This window comes from Corallococcus aberystwythensis (genome assembly GCF_003612165.1).
Lineage (GTDB): Bacteria > Myxococcota > Myxococcia > Myxococcales > Myxococcaceae > Corallococcus > Corallococcus aberystwythensis.
In genome coordinates this window covers 23829-39503 of the sequence record NZ_RAWK01000018.1, presented here as the reverse complement: position 1 = coordinate 39503, position 15675 = coordinate 23829, and the positions used below count along the sequence as shown (strand labels likewise).

Sequence of the window (15675 nt, the reverse complement as noted above, 5' to 3'; positions counted from 1 at the left end):
GGGGCCTTACTAGATGCCTCGTCTTGGCTCCTCCTCGTCCTAGAAACGCCACGCCGATGAAGCTCGTGCCCCGGTACGAGCGGCTGAAGCAGCTGGCCAAACGCTTCCCCGCTCTCGACCCCAGCGCCATCGAGACGTGCCTGACGATGCTCCGGCTCTCCAATGAGCTGACCGAAGCCTACGAGGCGCACTTCGCGCGGCATGGGGTGTCCCACGGGCGCTTCGTCGTGCTGGTGCAGCTCTTCGCGGCGGAGGACGCGGGGGAGACGCTGCGCCCCGCGGACCTCGCGGAGCTGTCGCGGTGCAGCCGCGCGACCATCACCGGCCTTTTGGACACGCTGGAGAAGGACGGCTTCATCTCCCGCACGGACCACCCCGAGGACCGGCGCATGTACTCCGTGCACCTCACCTCGAAGGGCCGCGAGTTCATCCTGGGCATGATGCCCGACCACTACCGCCGCATCGCCGCGCTCATGGCTCCCTTGAGCCTCGATGAGCGGGACACCCTTCGCGCCCTGCTCGCCAAGGTGTCCTCCGGCATCCCCGCCCTGCGGGACCCCTGAGCAGCCTCCCCACACCCCATCTTCCACAGCCGTTCCGAGCAACAACCATGACGACCCGTACCGCCCCTGCACTGGAAGCCGCTCCCTCCACCGACGCCCCCGCCGCCACGAAGCCCGCGAAGCGCTCCCGCGCCAGGCAGGTGCTGCCCATCCTCGTGGGCGTGGCGGTGCTGGGCGGGGGCGCGCGCTTCCTCCTCAACCACGGCCACGAGTCCACCGACGACGCGCAGGTCGAAGGCCGCATCGCCAACGTGTCGCCGCGCGTGTCCGGACAGGTGGCCCGCGTGCTGGTGCATGACAACCAGGTGGTGAAGGCCGGCGACGTGGTGGTGGAGCTGGACCACGCGGACCTGGACGCGCGCCTGGAGGTCGCCCGCGCGGACGTGATGAGCGCGGAGGCCCAGCTGTCCAACGCCCAGGCGCAGCTCACCCTCACGGAGGCCAACGCGGGCGCCAACCTGCGCCAGGCCCGCGCCGGCGTCACCCAGGCCTCCAGCGGCATCAGCTCCTCCAAGGCCGCGTTGGATCAAGCCCGCGCGGACGTGGTCGCGTCCGAGGCGCGCTTCAAGCTGGCGGAGACGGACCTGGGCCGCATCAAGCAGCTGCGCGAGCAGGGCGCCGTGGCCCAGGCGGACCTGGACGCCCGTCAGGCCTCCTATGATCAGGCCAGGGCCGCCCTGGACCAGTCCCGCGCGCGCCTGACCTCCACCGAGGCAGGCATCACGAGCTCCTCCGGTGGCCTGGAGGCCGCGCAGGGCAAGCTCTCCGCCGCGGAGACGGCCCCCGTGCAGGTGCAGGCCGCGCAGGCCGCGCTGAAGCTCGCCGAGGCCCGCCTCAAGCAGACGCGCGCCGCGCTGACGCTCGCGGAGCTCAACGTGTCCTACGCGCAGGTGCGCGCCCCGGTGGACGGCGTGGTCAGCCGCCGCACCGTGGAGGTGGGGCAGATGGTGGGCCCGGAGCGCCCGCTGATGGCCGTCGTTCCGCAGAACGACATCTGGGTCGTCGCCAACTTCAAGGAGGACCAGGTCGGTGAGATGCGTCCGGGCCAGCCGGTGGAGGTGGACGTGGACGCGTTCGGCGGGCACTCCTTCAAGGGCCACGTGGACAGCCTCGCGGGCGCCAGCGGCGCGCGCTTCGCCCTGCTGCCCCCCGACAACGCGTCCGGCAACTTCGTGAAGGTCGTGCAGCGCATCCCCGTGCTCATCCGCTTCGACGGCGACCTGAAGGCGCTGCCCATCAAGCCCGGCATGAGCGCCTACGTCACCGTGGACACAGGCGCGGAAGCCGAGCCCCAGAAGACCGCGGCGGTGGACACCCGGAAGGCGGAGTAACCCACCGTGGACGCACGCCGCGACGTCATCCAAGGTTCCAAGACGGGCATCACCATCGCGGCCATGGCCGCGGCGCTGATGTCCGTGCTGGACATCTCCATCGTCAACGTGGCCCTGAGCGACATCCGCGCGAGCTTCGGCACGCCGTTGGATCAGATCGCCTGGGTGTCCACGGGCTACATGATGGCCAACGTGGTGGTCATCCCGATGACGGGCTGGCTGCAGCGCCGCTTCGGCTACCGGAAGTACTTCACCTTCTCCATCATCCTCTTCACGGTGGCCAGCGTGCTGTGCGGCCTGTCGTGGAACCTGCCCTCGCTGGTGGCCTTCCGCATCCTCCAGGGCATGGGCGGCGGCGCCATCATCCCCACGTCCCAGGCCATCCTCTTCGCCCGCTACCCGCGCGAGGAGCACGGCATGGCGGGCGCCCTCTTCGGCCTGGGCGCCGTGACGGGCCCGCTGCTGGGGCCCACCGTGGGCGGCCTCCTCATTGAAGCGGCCAGCTGGCACTGGATCTTCCTCATCAACGTGCCGGTGGGCCTCTTCGCCGCGTACATGGCGTGGCGCTCCATCGAGCAGCCCCACTTCGAGCCGTCCACGGAGAAGGTGGACAAGAACGGCATCGCGCTCCTGGCGGTGGGCATGGCCTGCCTCCAGTACGTGCTGGAGGAGGGCCACCGCGAGGACTGGTTCGACAGCCGACTCATCACGCTCTTGGCGGTCATCGCGGGCATCGCGCTCATCACCTTCGTGGTCCACGAACTGGAGACCCCCAGTCCCGTGGTGGACCTGCGCGTGTTCGCCAACCGCTCCTACTCCGCGGCCACGGGGGTGAACTTCCTCGTGGGCACGGCGCTGTTCTCCGGCTCGTTCCTCTTCAGCCTCTTCTGCGGCTCCGTGATGCGCTACGAGGCGTTGGACATCGGGCTCATCTTCCTCAAGGGCAGTGCCATCCAGGTCCTCCTGATGCCGCTCATCGGCAAGTTCGGCGGCAAGGTGGATGGCCGCTTCCTCATCGCCTTCGGCGTCGTGGGCGTGAGCCTGTCCCTGTGGACCAACGGCCACCTGACCACGCGCGTGGATGAAATCACCCTCATCACGCCGGTGTTCATCCGCGCCTGCTCCCTGGGCTTCATCTTCGTGCCGCTGTCGGTGATGGCGCTCAGCAACCTGCGCCCGGAGCAGCGAGGCAACGCGGCGGGCCTCTTCAACCTCACCCGCGAGCTGGGCGGCTCCATTGGCACCGCGTGGATGAGCAGCGCGCTCAGCCGCTCCACCCAGGCCAACGTCACCGCCATCACCTCGCACGTGGACGTCTACGGGCAGGTGGCCCAGGAGCAGGTCTCCCAGCTGACGGGGGCCATGGCCGCGAAGGGCGTGCTCAACCCCACGGGCGCCGCCTATGGCCTCCTGGGCCAGCGCATCAACGCGCAGGCGCTGGTGCGGGCCTTCAACGCGAACTTCCTCATCCTCGCCGCGCTGTTCGTCTGCGCCCTCGTCCTGGTGGCCATGCTCCAGAAGGCGGACCCCAAGGTGAAGGTGGAAGGCGCGCACTAGCAACGCGGACGCTGGAAACGACAAAGCGCGGGTCCCCGGTGTGCTGGGGGCCCGCGCTTCTTCATTTCAGCAGGACCGCGGCGTGACTACCGGCGCCACTTCTGCGCGCTGGTGCCGTTGCACTCCCACAGCTGCAGCGGGGTGCCGCTGGCGGAGTTGCCGCCCGTCACGTCCACGCACTTGTTGGCCTGGGGGTTCACCAGGTCCCCCGCGCCGGAGAGGACGAACTGCTGCGCCGGGTTGCCGTTGCAGGCGACCAGCTGGATGGCCGTGCCGTTGGCGCTGGAGCCCCAGGCCACGTCCATGCACTTGCCGAAGGCGCGCACGGTGCCGTCCGACATGAAGGACCACTTCTGCGCGTTGGTGCCGTTGCAGTCCCACAGCTGCAGGCGCGTGCCGTCCGCCGTGTTGGAGTTCGGCACGTCGATGCACTTGTTCGCCAGGCCGATGATGGGGCTGCCCGCGCCGCCACCGCCGGACGTGGTGAGCGACAGGCCGTAGGCGTTCAGGATGGGGATGAGCGGCTGGAAGACGGTGTTGCCGCCGGAGGTGCAGTTGCCGCCCGCGCCGGACGTCACGCCCTGCGCCTGGTTGCCGGACAGCCACGAGCCACCGGAGTCACCGCCCTCCGCGCACGCGCTGGACCCAGTGAGGCCGTACACCGGGCCCGCCGAGTAGTTCACCGTGACGTTCTTCCCCGTGATGACGCCGCAGCGCCAGCCGGTGGTGGAGCCCGAGCGACAGACGGACGCGTTGACGCCCGCCTCCTGCGAGCCCTGCACCAGCACGTTGCCGCCCGCGTAGTTGTTCACCCACGGCTGCGACACCCAGTTGCCGTTGGTGCGCACCCAGGCGTAGTCGTTGCCGGGCCAGCTGGCCGCCACCACCGTGCCCTGCGCCACGCCGCTGCCGCTGGTGGTCGTGCCCGGCCCGCCGCAGTGGCCCGCCGTCACGAAGCCGCCCGCCACCGGGAACCCGATGGAGCAGCGCGCGTTGCCCGGGTAGTACGCGTCACCGCCGCGCAGGTCGTACACCGGCTTGAACTCCTCGCGCGACGGCACCGTGCGCACCGCGGCGTGCTTCACGCCCGCCTTCGCGACGAAGTCCGTGCCGCCCGTCAGCGCGGAGTCCTGCGTCAGCACCACCACGCTGTTCGTCACCACGTCCACGTACCAGGCGTGCACGGTGCGGCCCGCCGTCCGGGCATGGCTGTCCAGCTGGGCCTTCACGGCCTCCAGCTGCGCCTGCGTGTACTTCACCTTCCGCGGCACCGCCCCCGCGCGGCGCACGGCGTCCGCGTCCGCGTCCGTCGTGACGCCCACCACCAGCTGGCTTCCCTCCGCGTTCATCCACGCGCCGCCAAAGCGCTCGCCCAGCTCCGCGCGCAGCGCTCCCTCCACGCGCACCGCCGCCGCCTCCGACGCCAGCCGCTGCTTCGCGCCGTCCGCCGTCAGGCCCAGGTCCCGCTGCATCGCGAAGAGCAGGTCCGGCGACACGTCGTGCGCCAGCGCCGCTTCCGCCTGGGAGGGGGCCGCCAACGCGGCCGAGGGGACGATGCTCAGCGTGGCGCCAGCGAACAGCGCCGTCGCGGTGGAGAACAGACCGGAGGTCCGCTTCATCGGGTCCTACCTTTCGTGCTGCGGGGGAGCCCGGAGCCAAACCCGATGGAGCCCTGAAGGTCAATCAATTCAAGGAATGCTTAAATTCTCTGACATTTTTGTGCTGTCGAACAAAGTCCCAGGAAACAAGAAGGCCCGGTGCGTCACAAGGACGCACCGGGCCTGGGAACTTGCTTCGATGACGGGCGGAAGTCAGCGCTTCGCGCGGCGGGCCAGCGCGCGGGCGGGGGCCCGGCGGCGGCGCAGCGCGACAGCACCCAGCATCAGCAGGGCGCCCGCGAAGGGCAGGGTGCCGGAGGTGCCGGAGGTGCTGCAGCCTCCCGCCATGGCGGCGTCGCCCGTGTTCGGCAGGCCGTTGGGGTTGTTGGACACGGGGGTGCTGGTGCCGGGGGTCTGCCCGCCCACGGAGGGCAGCTGGGTGGTGGGCAGCTGCGGCGCGGGCGTCGCAGGGGTCTCCACGATGGGGGACGGGGTGGTGGTGTCCGGCGTCGTGTCGTTCGGGATGGTCGTGTCATCCGGCACGGGCGTGGGCGCGGGCTGCTCCTCCACCGGCGCGGGCGCGGGCGGCATCACGTCCTCGAGCGTCGTCGCCATGGTGAAGCCGTCGTGGTAGATGAACCCTTCGGGCTTGATGGCGTCGTCGCGGTACAGACCCATCTTCAGGTAGTTCAGGTCCTTGCCGAACTGGTTGGCGCCGTACGTCTTGGGCAGCACGTGCTGGCCGTTGTGCCACAGCTCCACGAAGCCGGCCTTCTTGTCCGAGGACCACTTCACGTGCAGCACGAAGTCGTGCCAGTTGCCCTTGTTGATGGACGTCTGCCACAGCACGGGCGTGGTGTTGCCGCCCACGCGCAGGTTGATCTTGTCCCCGCGCACGAAGAACTCCAGCGGCGGAGAGCCACAGCAGCCCTCCTGGTGCCACTGGGTGATGACCTGCCACGAGTCATGGACCGGGTAGTTCGACGGGAAGAGCGTGCTCCACTTGTAGTAGTACTCCTTCCCCTGCGTCTCGTGGGTCAGGTAGAGCAGCTCGTTGCGGTTGCCGCTGGCGTTGATGGGATCATCGCCCTGCTTCACCGTGGCCTTGAGGGCGTACCTGCCGTCACGCACCACATCCGTTACGACCTGCAAGCGGCTGTTGGCAACACTCTGCTGCCGCGTCCACTGGGACGTGTTGCCGGTCTCGAAGTCGCCCTTCCAGATGATGCTGGCGGAAGCAAGGGCCGGCATCAGGGAGGCGGCGGCAACGAGCTGAAGGAGTCGCTTCAAACAGGGGTCCTTTCGGTCCGGGTTGGGCCACGAGGACACGTGGCGGGGAAAAAGCCTTCCCGCCTCGTCCCGCCTGCCAACCCCCAGCCGCACGCGCGCTCGTCGGGGTGCCTGCTGGGGCATGAGGCAGACGGGGGCCTGCCGCACGTCACTTCCCCAGGCATGCCGAAGCGCGTGATTCCGGGCGGATGCGGGCGCTCAAACCATCCCGCGAAAGCGGCCGGGCAGCCGAGCCCCCGGGCGTCATCCCCCCAACAACCTGACGGCCCGGCGTCCCGTCCCCCTCTCGCATCGGACGTGGGAAGTGGGGCCTTTTTTCAAGATCGGCGGAGCAGGCCGTCTATTTGTGCGTGCGTCACCCAAAACATCCGATGCGCCTGTTCTCCCACCGCCTTGCTGCCCACCGCGTCATGGGACGCCTGGAGGCAGGGGGCCGGGTCAGGTCGGCGTTCGTCGGAGGTTGGTGTAGAACGTCCCGGAAGGGCGGCTGGGGGGAAACGCCCGAGGGGACCGCATGGTGAAGCCGGCGAAGAAGAGTCTCTGGGCGCTGGCACTGGCCATCCCCCTCCTGGCGGGCGGCGTCGCGGCCCTGAAGCCCCGGGCGCAGCCACCGTCCGTTCCCGACACCTTCTGGACGGACCGCCGGGCGGCGGCCCGCATCGAGGCCCGCCTCACGCACCCGGAAGCGGACCGCTACCGCTCACGCGCGCCCGCGGGCGGCTGCCCGGTGCCCGCCGAGCCGATGCCCCTGGGCCCGCTCGCCCGCATGGAGGCCCAGGAGGACTGGGGCGGCATCGCGGCGGCGTATGCCCTGGAGGGCGAGTGGAACCAGGCGGCACCGTTCCTGGAGCGCACGCCGGCCTCGCCGGAGCGCGACAGCGACCTGGCTGCGGTGGCGCTCGCGCGGGGGGACCACGAACGGGCGCTGCGCCTGCTGGACGGTGCGCTCGCCGCGAAGCCCGGCCTGACGCAGGCGCTGTGGAACCGCGCGCTGGTGTTCCGGGAGATGGGGCTGACGCTGCGCGCGTCGGAGCTCTTCGAGCAGGTGGCGAAGCGCAACGAGCAGGGCTGGGGGCGTGAAGCCCATGCCCAGGCGCTGACCCTGCGCGAGGCCACGCTGGAGCGCCAGCGTCAGTGGAAGGCCGCGCGTGACGCGACGCTGGCCCTGGTGGCGGACCCCCGGGCACCCCTGCCCATGGACGCGGCCCGGCAGATGCCCGGCACCGTGCGCGGCGTCTTCTATGACGTGGTGCGCACCGCGGCGTCGAAGGAGCGCGCGCAGGCGCTGCTGCCGCTGGCGAAGGAGCTGGACCGGCTCCATGGCGGCAGCGTGCTCACGGACTACGTGCAGCGCGTGGCGAAGCGCGACTTCTCCCGCCGGGGTGCGCTGGCGCAGCAGTACGCGGACTCCCTGCGGGCGGGCCACGGCATCCCGGATGCGCTCCTGGACAAGGCGCGGCTGTCCGGTGACGACGACATCTACCTGGGCGCCCTGCTGCGCACCCGCGGCAACGCCACCCGCGACCTCCAGGACACGCTCACGCGCATCCAGCGGACGAACGACCCGTGGTTCATGGCCGTCGCGGAGCGCGACCAGGCGCGCAAGGAGGTTTCGGAGGGCGCGTGGTGGAAGGCCGAGCAGCGCTACTTCGGCGCGCTCCAGCGCTGCCGCGAGACGACGCTGTCGGTGCGCTGCCTGGAGCTGGAGCGGCGGCTGGCCATGTTCTACGGCGACATGCAGCGCGTCTCCGAGGCGGAGCAGCACGCACGCCAGCTGTGGGCGGGCGCCCGTCAGCTGCGCGAGTGGGACCTGGAGCTCAACGCCCTGGAGATCCTCAGTCACGTGGCGCGCTCCCGCAACGACCTGGGCAGCGCCCGCGCGTACCTGGAGGAGTGGATGGTCCGCGGGGCCTCCATCAGCTGCGCCTGGCCCCACGTGCAGCTGGCGCACCTGCTCTACCAGGACCTGCGGCCCGAAGCCGCCCGGCGCGAGCTGGACCTCGCCGCCGCGTGCACCGACAACCCGATGGACCCGATGTTCGGCGCGACGCTCGCGGAGCTGACGCGCACGAACTCCGGTCCCCAGGACGCGGCGTGGATGCAGGCCATCTCCGCCAACATGGGGGCGGGGCCGGTCATCGCGCGGAGCGACCGGGTCTACAGCCGCTACCTGGAAGGCCGCTTCCTGCTGGACCAGGACCGCGCCCGGGGCGAGTCGCTGCTGCGCGACACCATCGCCCAGGCGGATGCGCTGCCGCGCGGGGACGCGCTGGCGCGCGAGGCGTGGGCGCTCGGCTACTCGTCGCTGGCGACGGACGCGGGCCGCGCGGGAGAGTTCCCCAAGGTGGTGGCGCTGATGGCCGCGCAGCTGGGCACGCCCGTGCCCACCCGGTGCGCGCTGGCCGCCAGCGTCCACGCGGAGCGCACCGTGCTGGTCGCGCTGGGGCCCAAGGGCGAGGTGAAGGGCCACTACGATGCCTCGCGCAAGGTGGCCTTCGCCCACGCGGATTCGTCCCGGATGGTGCCGGAGGCGCTGCGCCAGACGCTCGCCAGCTGCGAGCGCGTGGACGTGCTCGCGTGGGCCCCGGTCTTCGGGCGGACGGACCTGCTGCCCTCGGAGCTGGCGTGGAGCTTCCGGCTGGGCCGCGTCAGCGGTCCGCGCCCGGCGCCCTCGGCCACGCGCCGCCTGGTGGTGGCGGGGGTGGAGACGCCGTCGCTCCTTCAGCTGCCCCGGCTGCCCGCGTGGACGCCGGACGCGGAGCCCGGCGGCGCGCCGCCGGACGTGCTGTCCGGTTCGGACGCCACGCCCTCGCGCGTGCTGGCGCGCATGGCGGACGCCACGGAAATCGAGATCCACGCCCACGGCATCACCGACCCCACGCTCTCCGGCGCCTCGCTGGTGGTGCTGTCCCCGGAGGTCAACGGCCGCTACGCGCTCACCGCGGACGTGGTGCGCGAGCACCGGCTCACCGGAGCGCCCACCGTGTTCCTGGCCGCGTGCAGCGCGGGCCGCACCACGGCCCTCCAGAGCACGGAGCCCTTCAGCCTGCCGGCGGCCTTCATTGATTCGGGCGCCAGGGCGGTGCTGGCCTCCACCGTGGACATCCCGGACGCGGCGGGCCGCTTCTTCGACGGCGTGCGCCGGCGCATCCACGCCGGTACGCCCGCCGCCATCGCGCTGCGCGACGAGCGCCAGGCGTGGCTTTCCCGCGACTCCCGGGCCGGGTGGACGCGCTTCGTGCTGCTGGTCGAAAACGCGGAGTGACGTGGCGCAGGTTTCAGAGGGGGGGCTCCAGGTGCGTGTTACCGCCGGGCACACGGAAGTGGTGGAAGGTGACGCTGGCGCTCACGTCCAGCGCCTTCACCCAGTGCCACCAGCCCACGGGCAGGAACACCATGTCCCCGGGCTCCAGCACCGCCTCCAGCACCGTGGCCTCGGCGTAGAGGGGATGGAGGGTGAGGTCCGGCGCGTCCGCGTCCACGTGGCTGAAGGTGCCCCGGTGCGGGTACACCCGGTGACGCTCGAAGGACGGCACCAGCCGCACCTGCTTGCGGCCCATCACCTGCCCCAGCAGGATGTTCATGTTGTCGTGGTGCAGCGGGGTGACGGTGCCCGCGGGCCCCAGGAGCAGCGTCAGCATGTCCTCGCGCAGGTCCGGTTCAATGAGGCCCGCCGGGGCCCGCAGGTCCTCGCGCAGCGGCGACAGTCCGCCCTGCCGCCAGTTCTCGTTGCGCGGCACCATGTAGTAGTCGTTCGTCCGCGCCCCCTTCTCCAGCAGGGTGAGGAAGTCGGAGAACGGCATCCGCGCGCGGTGCCGATCCTGGAAGGCCGCGTGCTCCGGATCCGCGTCGCGGCCCGTCATCACCTCCACCTCCACGCTCCCCAGCCGCTCGCGGAAGTACGAAAGCGACCAGCGCTGGAGCGCGGGCCAGTCCGCCATCATCCCGCGCAGCACCACCGGCCGGTGGCCGAAGTAGTAGCGCTGGAAGAACTCCTCGGGCGTCACCCCCTGGCGCACCTCCAGCTTCTGGCCCCCGTCCTGGGCCCGCAGCGCGCTGTAGACGTCCATCAGCGACTCCATCCAGCCGAAGTGCCGGGCCACCTGTCGGCAGGCCCGGAAGTACGGGTGTGCGCCCACCGCCGCCACCTCCGCCCGCGCCAGGGCGGGGTCCACACCCGACGACACCAGGATCTTCTGTACGTCCTCCTCCGTCACCCCCAGGGCCAGGTTCTCCGCCAGCCATTGCCGCCACTCCGGCCGCAGCTGGGACGTGTCTTCGTTCATTCGGAACTCCTTGAAATCCTTGGAGGCATGGGCCGGGGGGCCCCTGCTTCCGGGAGGGCCGTCCATGTTATGGACGGCCCCACAGTCCCAATCCACCCAGCCTCGGTTTACGCAGGGCTCCCCTCGTAGCAGGAGAAGAAGACCCCATGACTTCCGGAGACGTGTCGTCCGTTTCCCCCGGTGCCTTCGAGCCGGACACCAGTGCCCCGCACGTGAAGAATTCGTACCCCACGTGCCGTGATCGGGCCCCGCGCCAGCGCCGCCCGCTGCCGCCGCCGTCGGTTCCTCCCCTCCTGGAGGGGGGCGAAGGGGCCCGCTGAGGCTCCTGCCGGGCGGGCCTGGCTGCCCTTCCGGGCATTTTTCTCTCAAGAAACGAACCGCTTGGCGTCTTTAGTCAGGAAAGCCCACCAGTCACTTCGGGGCCTTGTGTCATGGCCAACCTCTTCAACCGGGAAAAGCGCCACTTCGAGGCGTTCATCCAGCGACACCGGCCCAGCCTGCTGGCAGTGGCGCGGCGGTTGTGCGCCCGCGGCGTCCTGGACCCGGAAGACCTGGTCCAGGAGGCCTTCGAGCGGGCGTTGCCGGAGTACGGCCACCTGAAGGACCGGACGGAAGCGGCGTGCGCGGCGTGGCTGTGCACGACCATGACCAACCGGTTCCTGGACCACTGCCGCCGGCAGCGCACGGAGAACCGGGGGCTGCCGCACCTGGCGCTGGTGCACGACCTGCCGGCGACGGGGGGCGGGGACCAGGAGAATTGGGAGCTCGTCGGCAACGACGCGTTCCAGGCGGCCATCGAGCAGCTCAAGCCGCACCTGCGGGACGCGTACAAGCTTCACGCCGAGGGCCGCCGCTATCAGGCCATCGCCGAACATTTCAACGTTCCCGTGGGAACCGTGGGCAGCTGGCTGACGCTGGCGCGCCGGGACCTGAGGGAACTGCTGCTTCCGAGCGTCGCCGTGGCTCGGGAGCGGGGAGTCCAGTCATGAACGCGCATTGCACCCGGTTGCACCTCTTCATGGACGGTGAGCTGTCCGAGTCCGACGCCGAAGGATTCCGCAACCACCTGCCGCGCTGTGCCGCGTGCGAGGGCGGCCTGCGGGACCTGCTCCAGCTGGAGCTGTTGGCGGCACGGGCCCTGGGCACGGGCGTGGTGGAGGCGCCGGCGGCGAAGCCGGAGGGCAACGTGGTGGCGCTGGGCGCGTGGGTGCGCCGCAATGCGCGCGTGGTGGCGCCGCTGGCCATGGCCGCCAGCCTCTGCGCCATCTTCGTGCCGCGCATGATGACCGACACCGAAGTGCCGGCGGTCGTCTTCCTGGAGAACCAGACCACCCGCGAGCTGGAGGCCCGCCTGTCGGATCCGCGCGCGGATCAGTGGCGCCGCTACAGCCCCATGCGCGGTGGCGCGGACGGCGCGGAGGCCGGGAAGGGCACCCTGCCGCTGCGTCCGCTGGCGGAGATGGAGGAGCGCAAGGACTTCCGCGGCATCGTCGCGGCCTACGTGCTGCACGGCCAGTGGCAGCAGGCGCAGGCGGTGCTGGCGCGCGAGCCCGCGTCGCTGGCGCGCGACAGCGACCTGGCGGTGGTGGCGCTGCAGGACGGCCGCTACCAGGACGCGCTGGCGCTGCTGGACCCGGTGGTGCGCGCGGATCCGCGCAATCCGCAGGCGCTGTGGAACCGCGGGCTCGCGCTGCGCGCCCTGCACCAGGAAGAGCGCGCCGCGCGCGACTTCGACCAGGTGGCCGCGCTGGGTGAGAAGGGCTGGAGCGACGAAGCGCGCAAGCTGGCCGAAGAGCTGCGCGCCGCCGCCCGCTGAAGCACCCCGGATTCCCCCGTGCGTGCGAGCGTCCACCACCGGGCGCTTGCGCACGGGGCTTCGCCTCACCGCTCGGGATGACGTGACAGGCTGCTGGGGTTGCCGGAACTCCCCAGGAGCCGCCCATGCCCGAGTCCCCGCCCCGCGCTTCCGCCGACTACGCGTCCACCCGCCGTGACTTCCGGTGGGAGCGGCCGGCGCACTTCAACTTCGCCACGGACGTCATCGACCGGCACGCGGCCGAGCGGCCCCAGGCCCCCGCGCTCCAGTGGTCCGACGAGTCCGGCCGCACGCAGCGCTTCAGCTTCCAGGAGCTGAAGGAGCGCTCGCTGCACGCGGCGCGCTTCCTCACCGGGCTGGGCCTGAAGCGCGGCGACCGGGCCTTCATCCTGATGCCGCGCGTGCCGGAGTGGTGGTTCCTGGTGCTGGGCTGCATCCGCGCGGGCATCGTCTTCATGCCCGGTACGCCCATGCTCACCGCCAAGGACATCCGCTACCGGCTGGAGGTCTCCGGCGCGAAGGCCGTCCTCACCGACGGCAGCTGCCTGGACCGCTTCGAGGGCGTGCTGGGGCAGGCCCCCGGCGTGACGACGTGGGTGACCACCGGCGACGCGCCCTCGCCGTGGACGCGCTACGTGCCGGAGGCGCTGGCGGAATCCCAGGCGACGGCGTTCCCGCCCACGCGCTCGGATGATCCGCTGCTCATCTACTTCACGTCCGGCACCACCGGCATGCCGAAGATGGTGCTGCACACGCAGTCCAGCTACGGCCAGGGGCACCTCATCACCGGCCGCTACTGGTTGGACCTGACGCCGGAGGACCGGCACCTCACGCTCAGCGACACCGGCTGGGCGAAGTGCGCGTGGGGCAAGCTCTTTGGCCCGTGGAGCGTGGGCGCGTGCAACGTCGTCCATGACTTCCGCGGCCGGTTCGACCCCGTGGCCTTCCTGAAGGTGCTGGAGCGCGAGAAGGTCACCACCTTCTGCGCGCCGCCCACCGCGTGGCGCGCGCTGGTGCTCCAGGACCTGAAGGCGGTGGACCTGTCCTCGCTGCGCCATTCCCTGAGCGCGGGCGAGCCGCTCAACCCGGAGGTCATCCAGACGTGGAAGGAGGCCACCGGGTTGCACATCCGGGAAGGCTACGGCCAGACGGAGACGGTGGTCATCGTGGGCATCTTCCCCGGGATGGAGCCGCGCGTGGGCTCCATGGGCAAGCCGTCCCCGGGCTTCACGGTGGGCGTCATCGACGAACACGGCAACGAGGTCGCGGACGGGCAGGAGGGCGACATCGCGGTGCGCGTGAAGCCGGAGCGGCCGGTGGGCCTGTTCGCGGGCTACCTCCACGACGACGCGGCCAACGCCGCCAGCAGCCGGGGGGACTGGTACGTCACCGGCGACCGCGCGGTGCGCGACGCGGACGGCTACCTGTGGTTCGTGGGGCGCTCCGACGACGTCATCAAGACGTCCGGCTACCGCGTGGGCCCGTTTGAAGTGGAGTCCGCGCTGATTGAGCACCCGGCGGTGGCGGAGTCCGCCGTCATCGGAGTGCCGGACGACAAGATTGGCCAGCGCATCAAGGCGTACGTCCTGCTCACGCCGGGGCACACGCCGTCACCGGAGCTCGCGCAGGAGCTCCAGGACTTCGTGAAGAAGACCACGGCGCCCTACAAGTACCCGCGCGAGATTGAGTTCGTCACGGAGCTTCCCAAGACGGTGAGCGGGAAGATCCGCCGCGCCGAGCTGCGCGCCACCCAAAGAAAGTAGGCGGCGAAGTAGGCGGCGCGCAGGCGGGGCAGGGGACTACTTCAGCCAGTCCGAGTGCACGAAGCCTGCGTCGGGCTTGTCCCGGCGCTGGTACGTGTGCGCGCCGAACGCGTCACGCTGGGCCTGGGTGAGGTTCTGCGGCAGCTCCGGGCTGCGGTAGCTGTCCATGTACGCCAGGCTGCTGCTGAACACCGGCACGGGGATGCCCGCGCTCGTCGCGGCGCCCACGAGCTTGCGCCACGCCGGGGCCATCTTGTTGAGCACCGGCGCGAACGCCTCGGACACCATGAGATTCGGCAGCGTGGACTGCTGCTGGAAGGACTCGCGCAGCGGGGTGAGCAGCTTCGCGCGGATGATGCAGCCGCCCCGCCAGATGCGCGCCATCTCCGCCAGCGACACGCCCCACTTGTACTCGTCCGACGCCGCCTGGATGAGCCGCATGCCCTGCGCGTACGTCACCACGCGCGCCGCGTAGAGCGCGTCGTGCGCCCACTGCGCCAGCTCCTTCTTCTCCTCCGAGGAGAGGGAGATGGCGGGGCCGTGGAGCTGCTTGCTCGCGGCCACGCGCTCGTCCTTGCGCGAGGACAGGTTGCGCGCGTCCAGCGCGGCCGCGATGGAGGGCACCGGCACGCCCAGGTCCAGCGCCACCTGCACCGTCCACTTGCCCGTGCCCTTCTGGCCGGCCTTGTCCAGCACCAGGTCCACCAGCGGCTTGCCCGTCTCCGGGTCGCGCTTGCGCAGCACCTTGATGGTGGTCTCCAGGAGGAACGACTCCGCGATGCCCTCGTTCCACTTGGAGAACAGGTCGGCCAGCGTCGCGGTGTCCAGGCCCAGGCCGCGGTGGAGCACGTCGTACGTCTCCGCGAGCAGCTGCATGTCCGCGTACTCGATGCCGTTGTGCACCATCTTCACGAAGTGGCCCGCGCCCTCCGGGCCCACGTGGGTGACGCACAGGCCCTCTTCGCTGCGCGCGGCGATGGCCTCCAGCACCGGCTGCACCAGCGCGTACGCGTCCTTGGGACCGCCGGGCATGATGGACGGGCCGTTGCGCGCGCCCTCCTCACCGCCGGACACGCCGATGCCCAGGAAGTGGAAGCCCTTCTCCTTGCACAGGGCCTCACGGCGGCGCGTGTCCAGGTACCAGGAGTTGCCCGCGTCCATGATGACGTCGCCGGGCGACAGCAGCGGGAACAGCCGCCCCATCATCTCGTCCACGGGAGCGCCGGCCGTGATCATCAGGAGGATGCGGCGCGGGCGCTCCAGGCCGGCGACGAACTTCTCCAGCTCCGGGAAGCCCTGCAGGTCCTGCTTCGGGTTCTCCTGCTGGACCTGCTGGATCTTCTCCGGGTGGCGGTCCCATACGGCGACGCGGAAGCCGTGGTCCGCGATGTTGAGGGCCAGGCTGGCGCCCATGACGCCCATGCCCGCCACGCCGAACTGCGCCGGCTTCGTCTGTGTGCTCATCGTTCCC

The 15675-nt window shown here is 70.9% G+C and carries 11 protein-coding genes; 7 read left to right on the top strand and 4 right to left on the bottom strand.

Translation table 11 applies throughout. The features are described from left to right. Nucleotides 1-56 precede the first annotated feature (56 nt). The 3 genes from D7W81_RS04860 to D7W81_RS04850 are packed head-to-tail and all read left to right on the top strand — an operon-like array spanning nucleotide 57 to nucleotide 3451. On the top strand, nucleotides 57-563 hold the full coding sequence (locus D7W81_RS04860; protein WP_120554131.1) for a MarR family winged helix-turn-helix transcriptional regulator: 507 nt from the start codon (nucleotides 57-59) through the stop codon (nucleotides 561-563). 47 nt (nucleotides 564-610) lie between these two features. Beyond that, the gene (locus D7W81_RS04855; RefSeq protein WP_120554130.1) at nucleotides 611-1894 is read left to right on the top strand and encodes an HlyD family secretion protein; all 1284 of its coding nucleotides are present in this window, start codon (nucleotides 611-613) and stop codon (nucleotides 1892-1894) included. A gap of 6 nt (nucleotides 1895-1900) precedes the next feature. Next, on the top strand, nucleotides 1901-3451 hold the full coding sequence (locus D7W81_RS04850; RefSeq protein ID WP_244226970.1) for a DHA2 family efflux MFS transporter permease subunit: 1551 nt from the start codon (nucleotides 1901-1903) through the stop codon (nucleotides 3449-3451). A gap of 86 nt (nucleotides 3452-3537) precedes the next feature. Here the strand turns inward: D7W81_RS04850 and D7W81_RS04845 are convergent, their stop codons facing one another. Together D7W81_RS04845 and D7W81_RS04840 are read right to left on the bottom strand one after the other, a co-directional pair. Then, nucleotides 3538-5070, bottom strand: coding sequence for a S1 family peptidase (locus D7W81_RS04845; protein WP_120554129.1), 1533 nt, complete (start codon nucleotides 5068-5070; stop codon nucleotides 3538-3540). Between the two features lie 192 nt (nucleotides 5071-5262). Next, nucleotides 5263-6339 (bottom strand): polysaccharide lyase family 20 protein, encoded by a 1077-nt coding sequence (locus D7W81_RS04840; RefSeq protein WP_120554128.1) that lies wholly within the window; start codon nucleotides 6337-6339, stop codon nucleotides 5263-5265. Between the two features lie 514 nt (nucleotides 6340-6853). On the opposite strand from D7W81_RS04840, the gene D7W81_RS04835 reads away from it, so the two are divergent. After that, nucleotides 6854-9604: a tetratricopeptide repeat protein gene (locus tag D7W81_RS04835; protein WP_120554127.1), complete on the top strand. Its 2751-nt coding sequence runs from the start codon at nucleotides 6854-6856 to the stop codon at nucleotides 9602-9604. Between the two features lie 13 nt (nucleotides 9605-9617). On the opposite strand, the gene D7W81_RS04830 is transcribed toward D7W81_RS04835, so the two are convergent. Then, on the bottom strand, nucleotides 9618-10625 hold the full coding sequence (locus tag D7W81_RS04830) for a cupin-like domain-containing protein (RefSeq protein WP_120554126.1): 1008 nt from the start codon (nucleotides 10623-10625) through the stop codon (nucleotides 9618-9620). A gap of 431 nt (nucleotides 10626-11056) precedes the next feature. On the opposite strand from D7W81_RS04830, the gene D7W81_RS04825 reads away from it, so the two are divergent. The 3 genes from D7W81_RS04825 (at nucleotide 11057) to D7W81_RS04815 (ending at nucleotide 14204) form a co-directional block, all read left to right on the top strand. Next, nucleotides 11057-11614, top strand: a complete 558-nt coding sequence (locus tag D7W81_RS04825; RefSeq protein WP_120554125.1) for an RNA polymerase sigma factor — start codon at nucleotides 11057-11059, stop codon at nucleotides 11612-11614. Then, entirely contained in the window at nucleotides 11611-12441 is an 831-nt protein-coding gene (locus D7W81_RS04820; protein ID WP_120554124.1) for a zf-HC2 domain-containing protein, read from the top strand. Before D7W81_RS04825 ends, D7W81_RS04820 begins: the two co-directional genes overlap by 4 nt. 125 nt (nucleotides 12442-12566) lie before the next feature. Continuing rightward, the gene (locus D7W81_RS04815; RefSeq protein WP_120554123.1) at nucleotides 12567-14204 is read left to right on the top strand and encodes an acetate--CoA ligase; all 1638 of its coding nucleotides are present in this window, start codon (nucleotides 12567-12569) and stop codon (nucleotides 14202-14204) included. A 36-nt stretch (nucleotides 14205-14240) separates the two neighbouring features. Here the strand turns inward: D7W81_RS04815 and gnd are convergent, their stop codons facing one another. Continuing rightward, nucleotides 14241-15668 carry an NADP-dependent phosphogluconate dehydrogenase gene (gene gnd / locus D7W81_RS04810; protein ID WP_120554122.1) on the bottom strand — a complete coding sequence of 476 codons (1428 nt, stop codon included), beginning with the start codon at nucleotides 15666-15668 and terminating at the stop codon, nucleotides 14241-14243. Nucleotides 15669-15675: the final 7 nt, after the last annotated feature.

What these genes read in the sequence shown, in the direction of transcription:
- gnd (WP_120554122.1), bottom strand. Translation starts at nt 15,668, where the DNA reads ATGAGCACACAGACGAAGCCGGCGCAGTTCGGCGTGGCGGGCATGGGC.
- D7W81_RS04855 (WP_120554130.1), top strand. Translation starts at nt 611, where the DNA reads ATGACGACCCGTACCGCCCCTGCACTGGAAGCCGCTCCCTCCACCGAC.
- D7W81_RS04825 (WP_120554125.1), top strand. Translation starts at nt 11,057, where the DNA reads ATGGCCAACCTCTTCAACCGGGAAAAGCGCCACTTCGAGGCGTTCATC.
- D7W81_RS04815 (WP_120554123.1), top strand. Translation starts at nt 12,567, where the DNA reads ATGCCCGAGTCCCCGCCCCGCGCTTCCGCCGACTACGCGTCCACCCGC.
- D7W81_RS04835 (WP_120554127.1), top strand. Translation starts at nt 6,854, where the DNA reads ATGGTGAAGCCGGCGAAGAAGAGTCTCTGGGCGCTGGCACTGGCCATC.
- D7W81_RS04845 (WP_120554129.1), bottom strand. Translation starts at nt 5,070, where the DNA reads ATGAAGCGGACCTCCGGTCTGTTCTCCACCGCGACGGCGCTGTTCGCT.
- D7W81_RS04830 (WP_120554126.1), bottom strand. Translation starts at nt 10,625, where the DNA reads ATGAACGAAGACACGTCCCAGCTGCGGCCGGAGTGGCGGCAATGGCTG.
- D7W81_RS04860 (WP_120554131.1), top strand. Translation starts at nt 57, where the DNA reads ATGAAGCTCGTGCCCCGGTACGAGCGGCTGAAGCAGCTGGCCAAACGC.
- D7W81_RS04820 (WP_120554124.1), top strand. Translation starts at nt 11,611, where the DNA reads ATGAACGCGCATTGCACCCGGTTGCACCTCTTCATGGACGGTGAGCTG.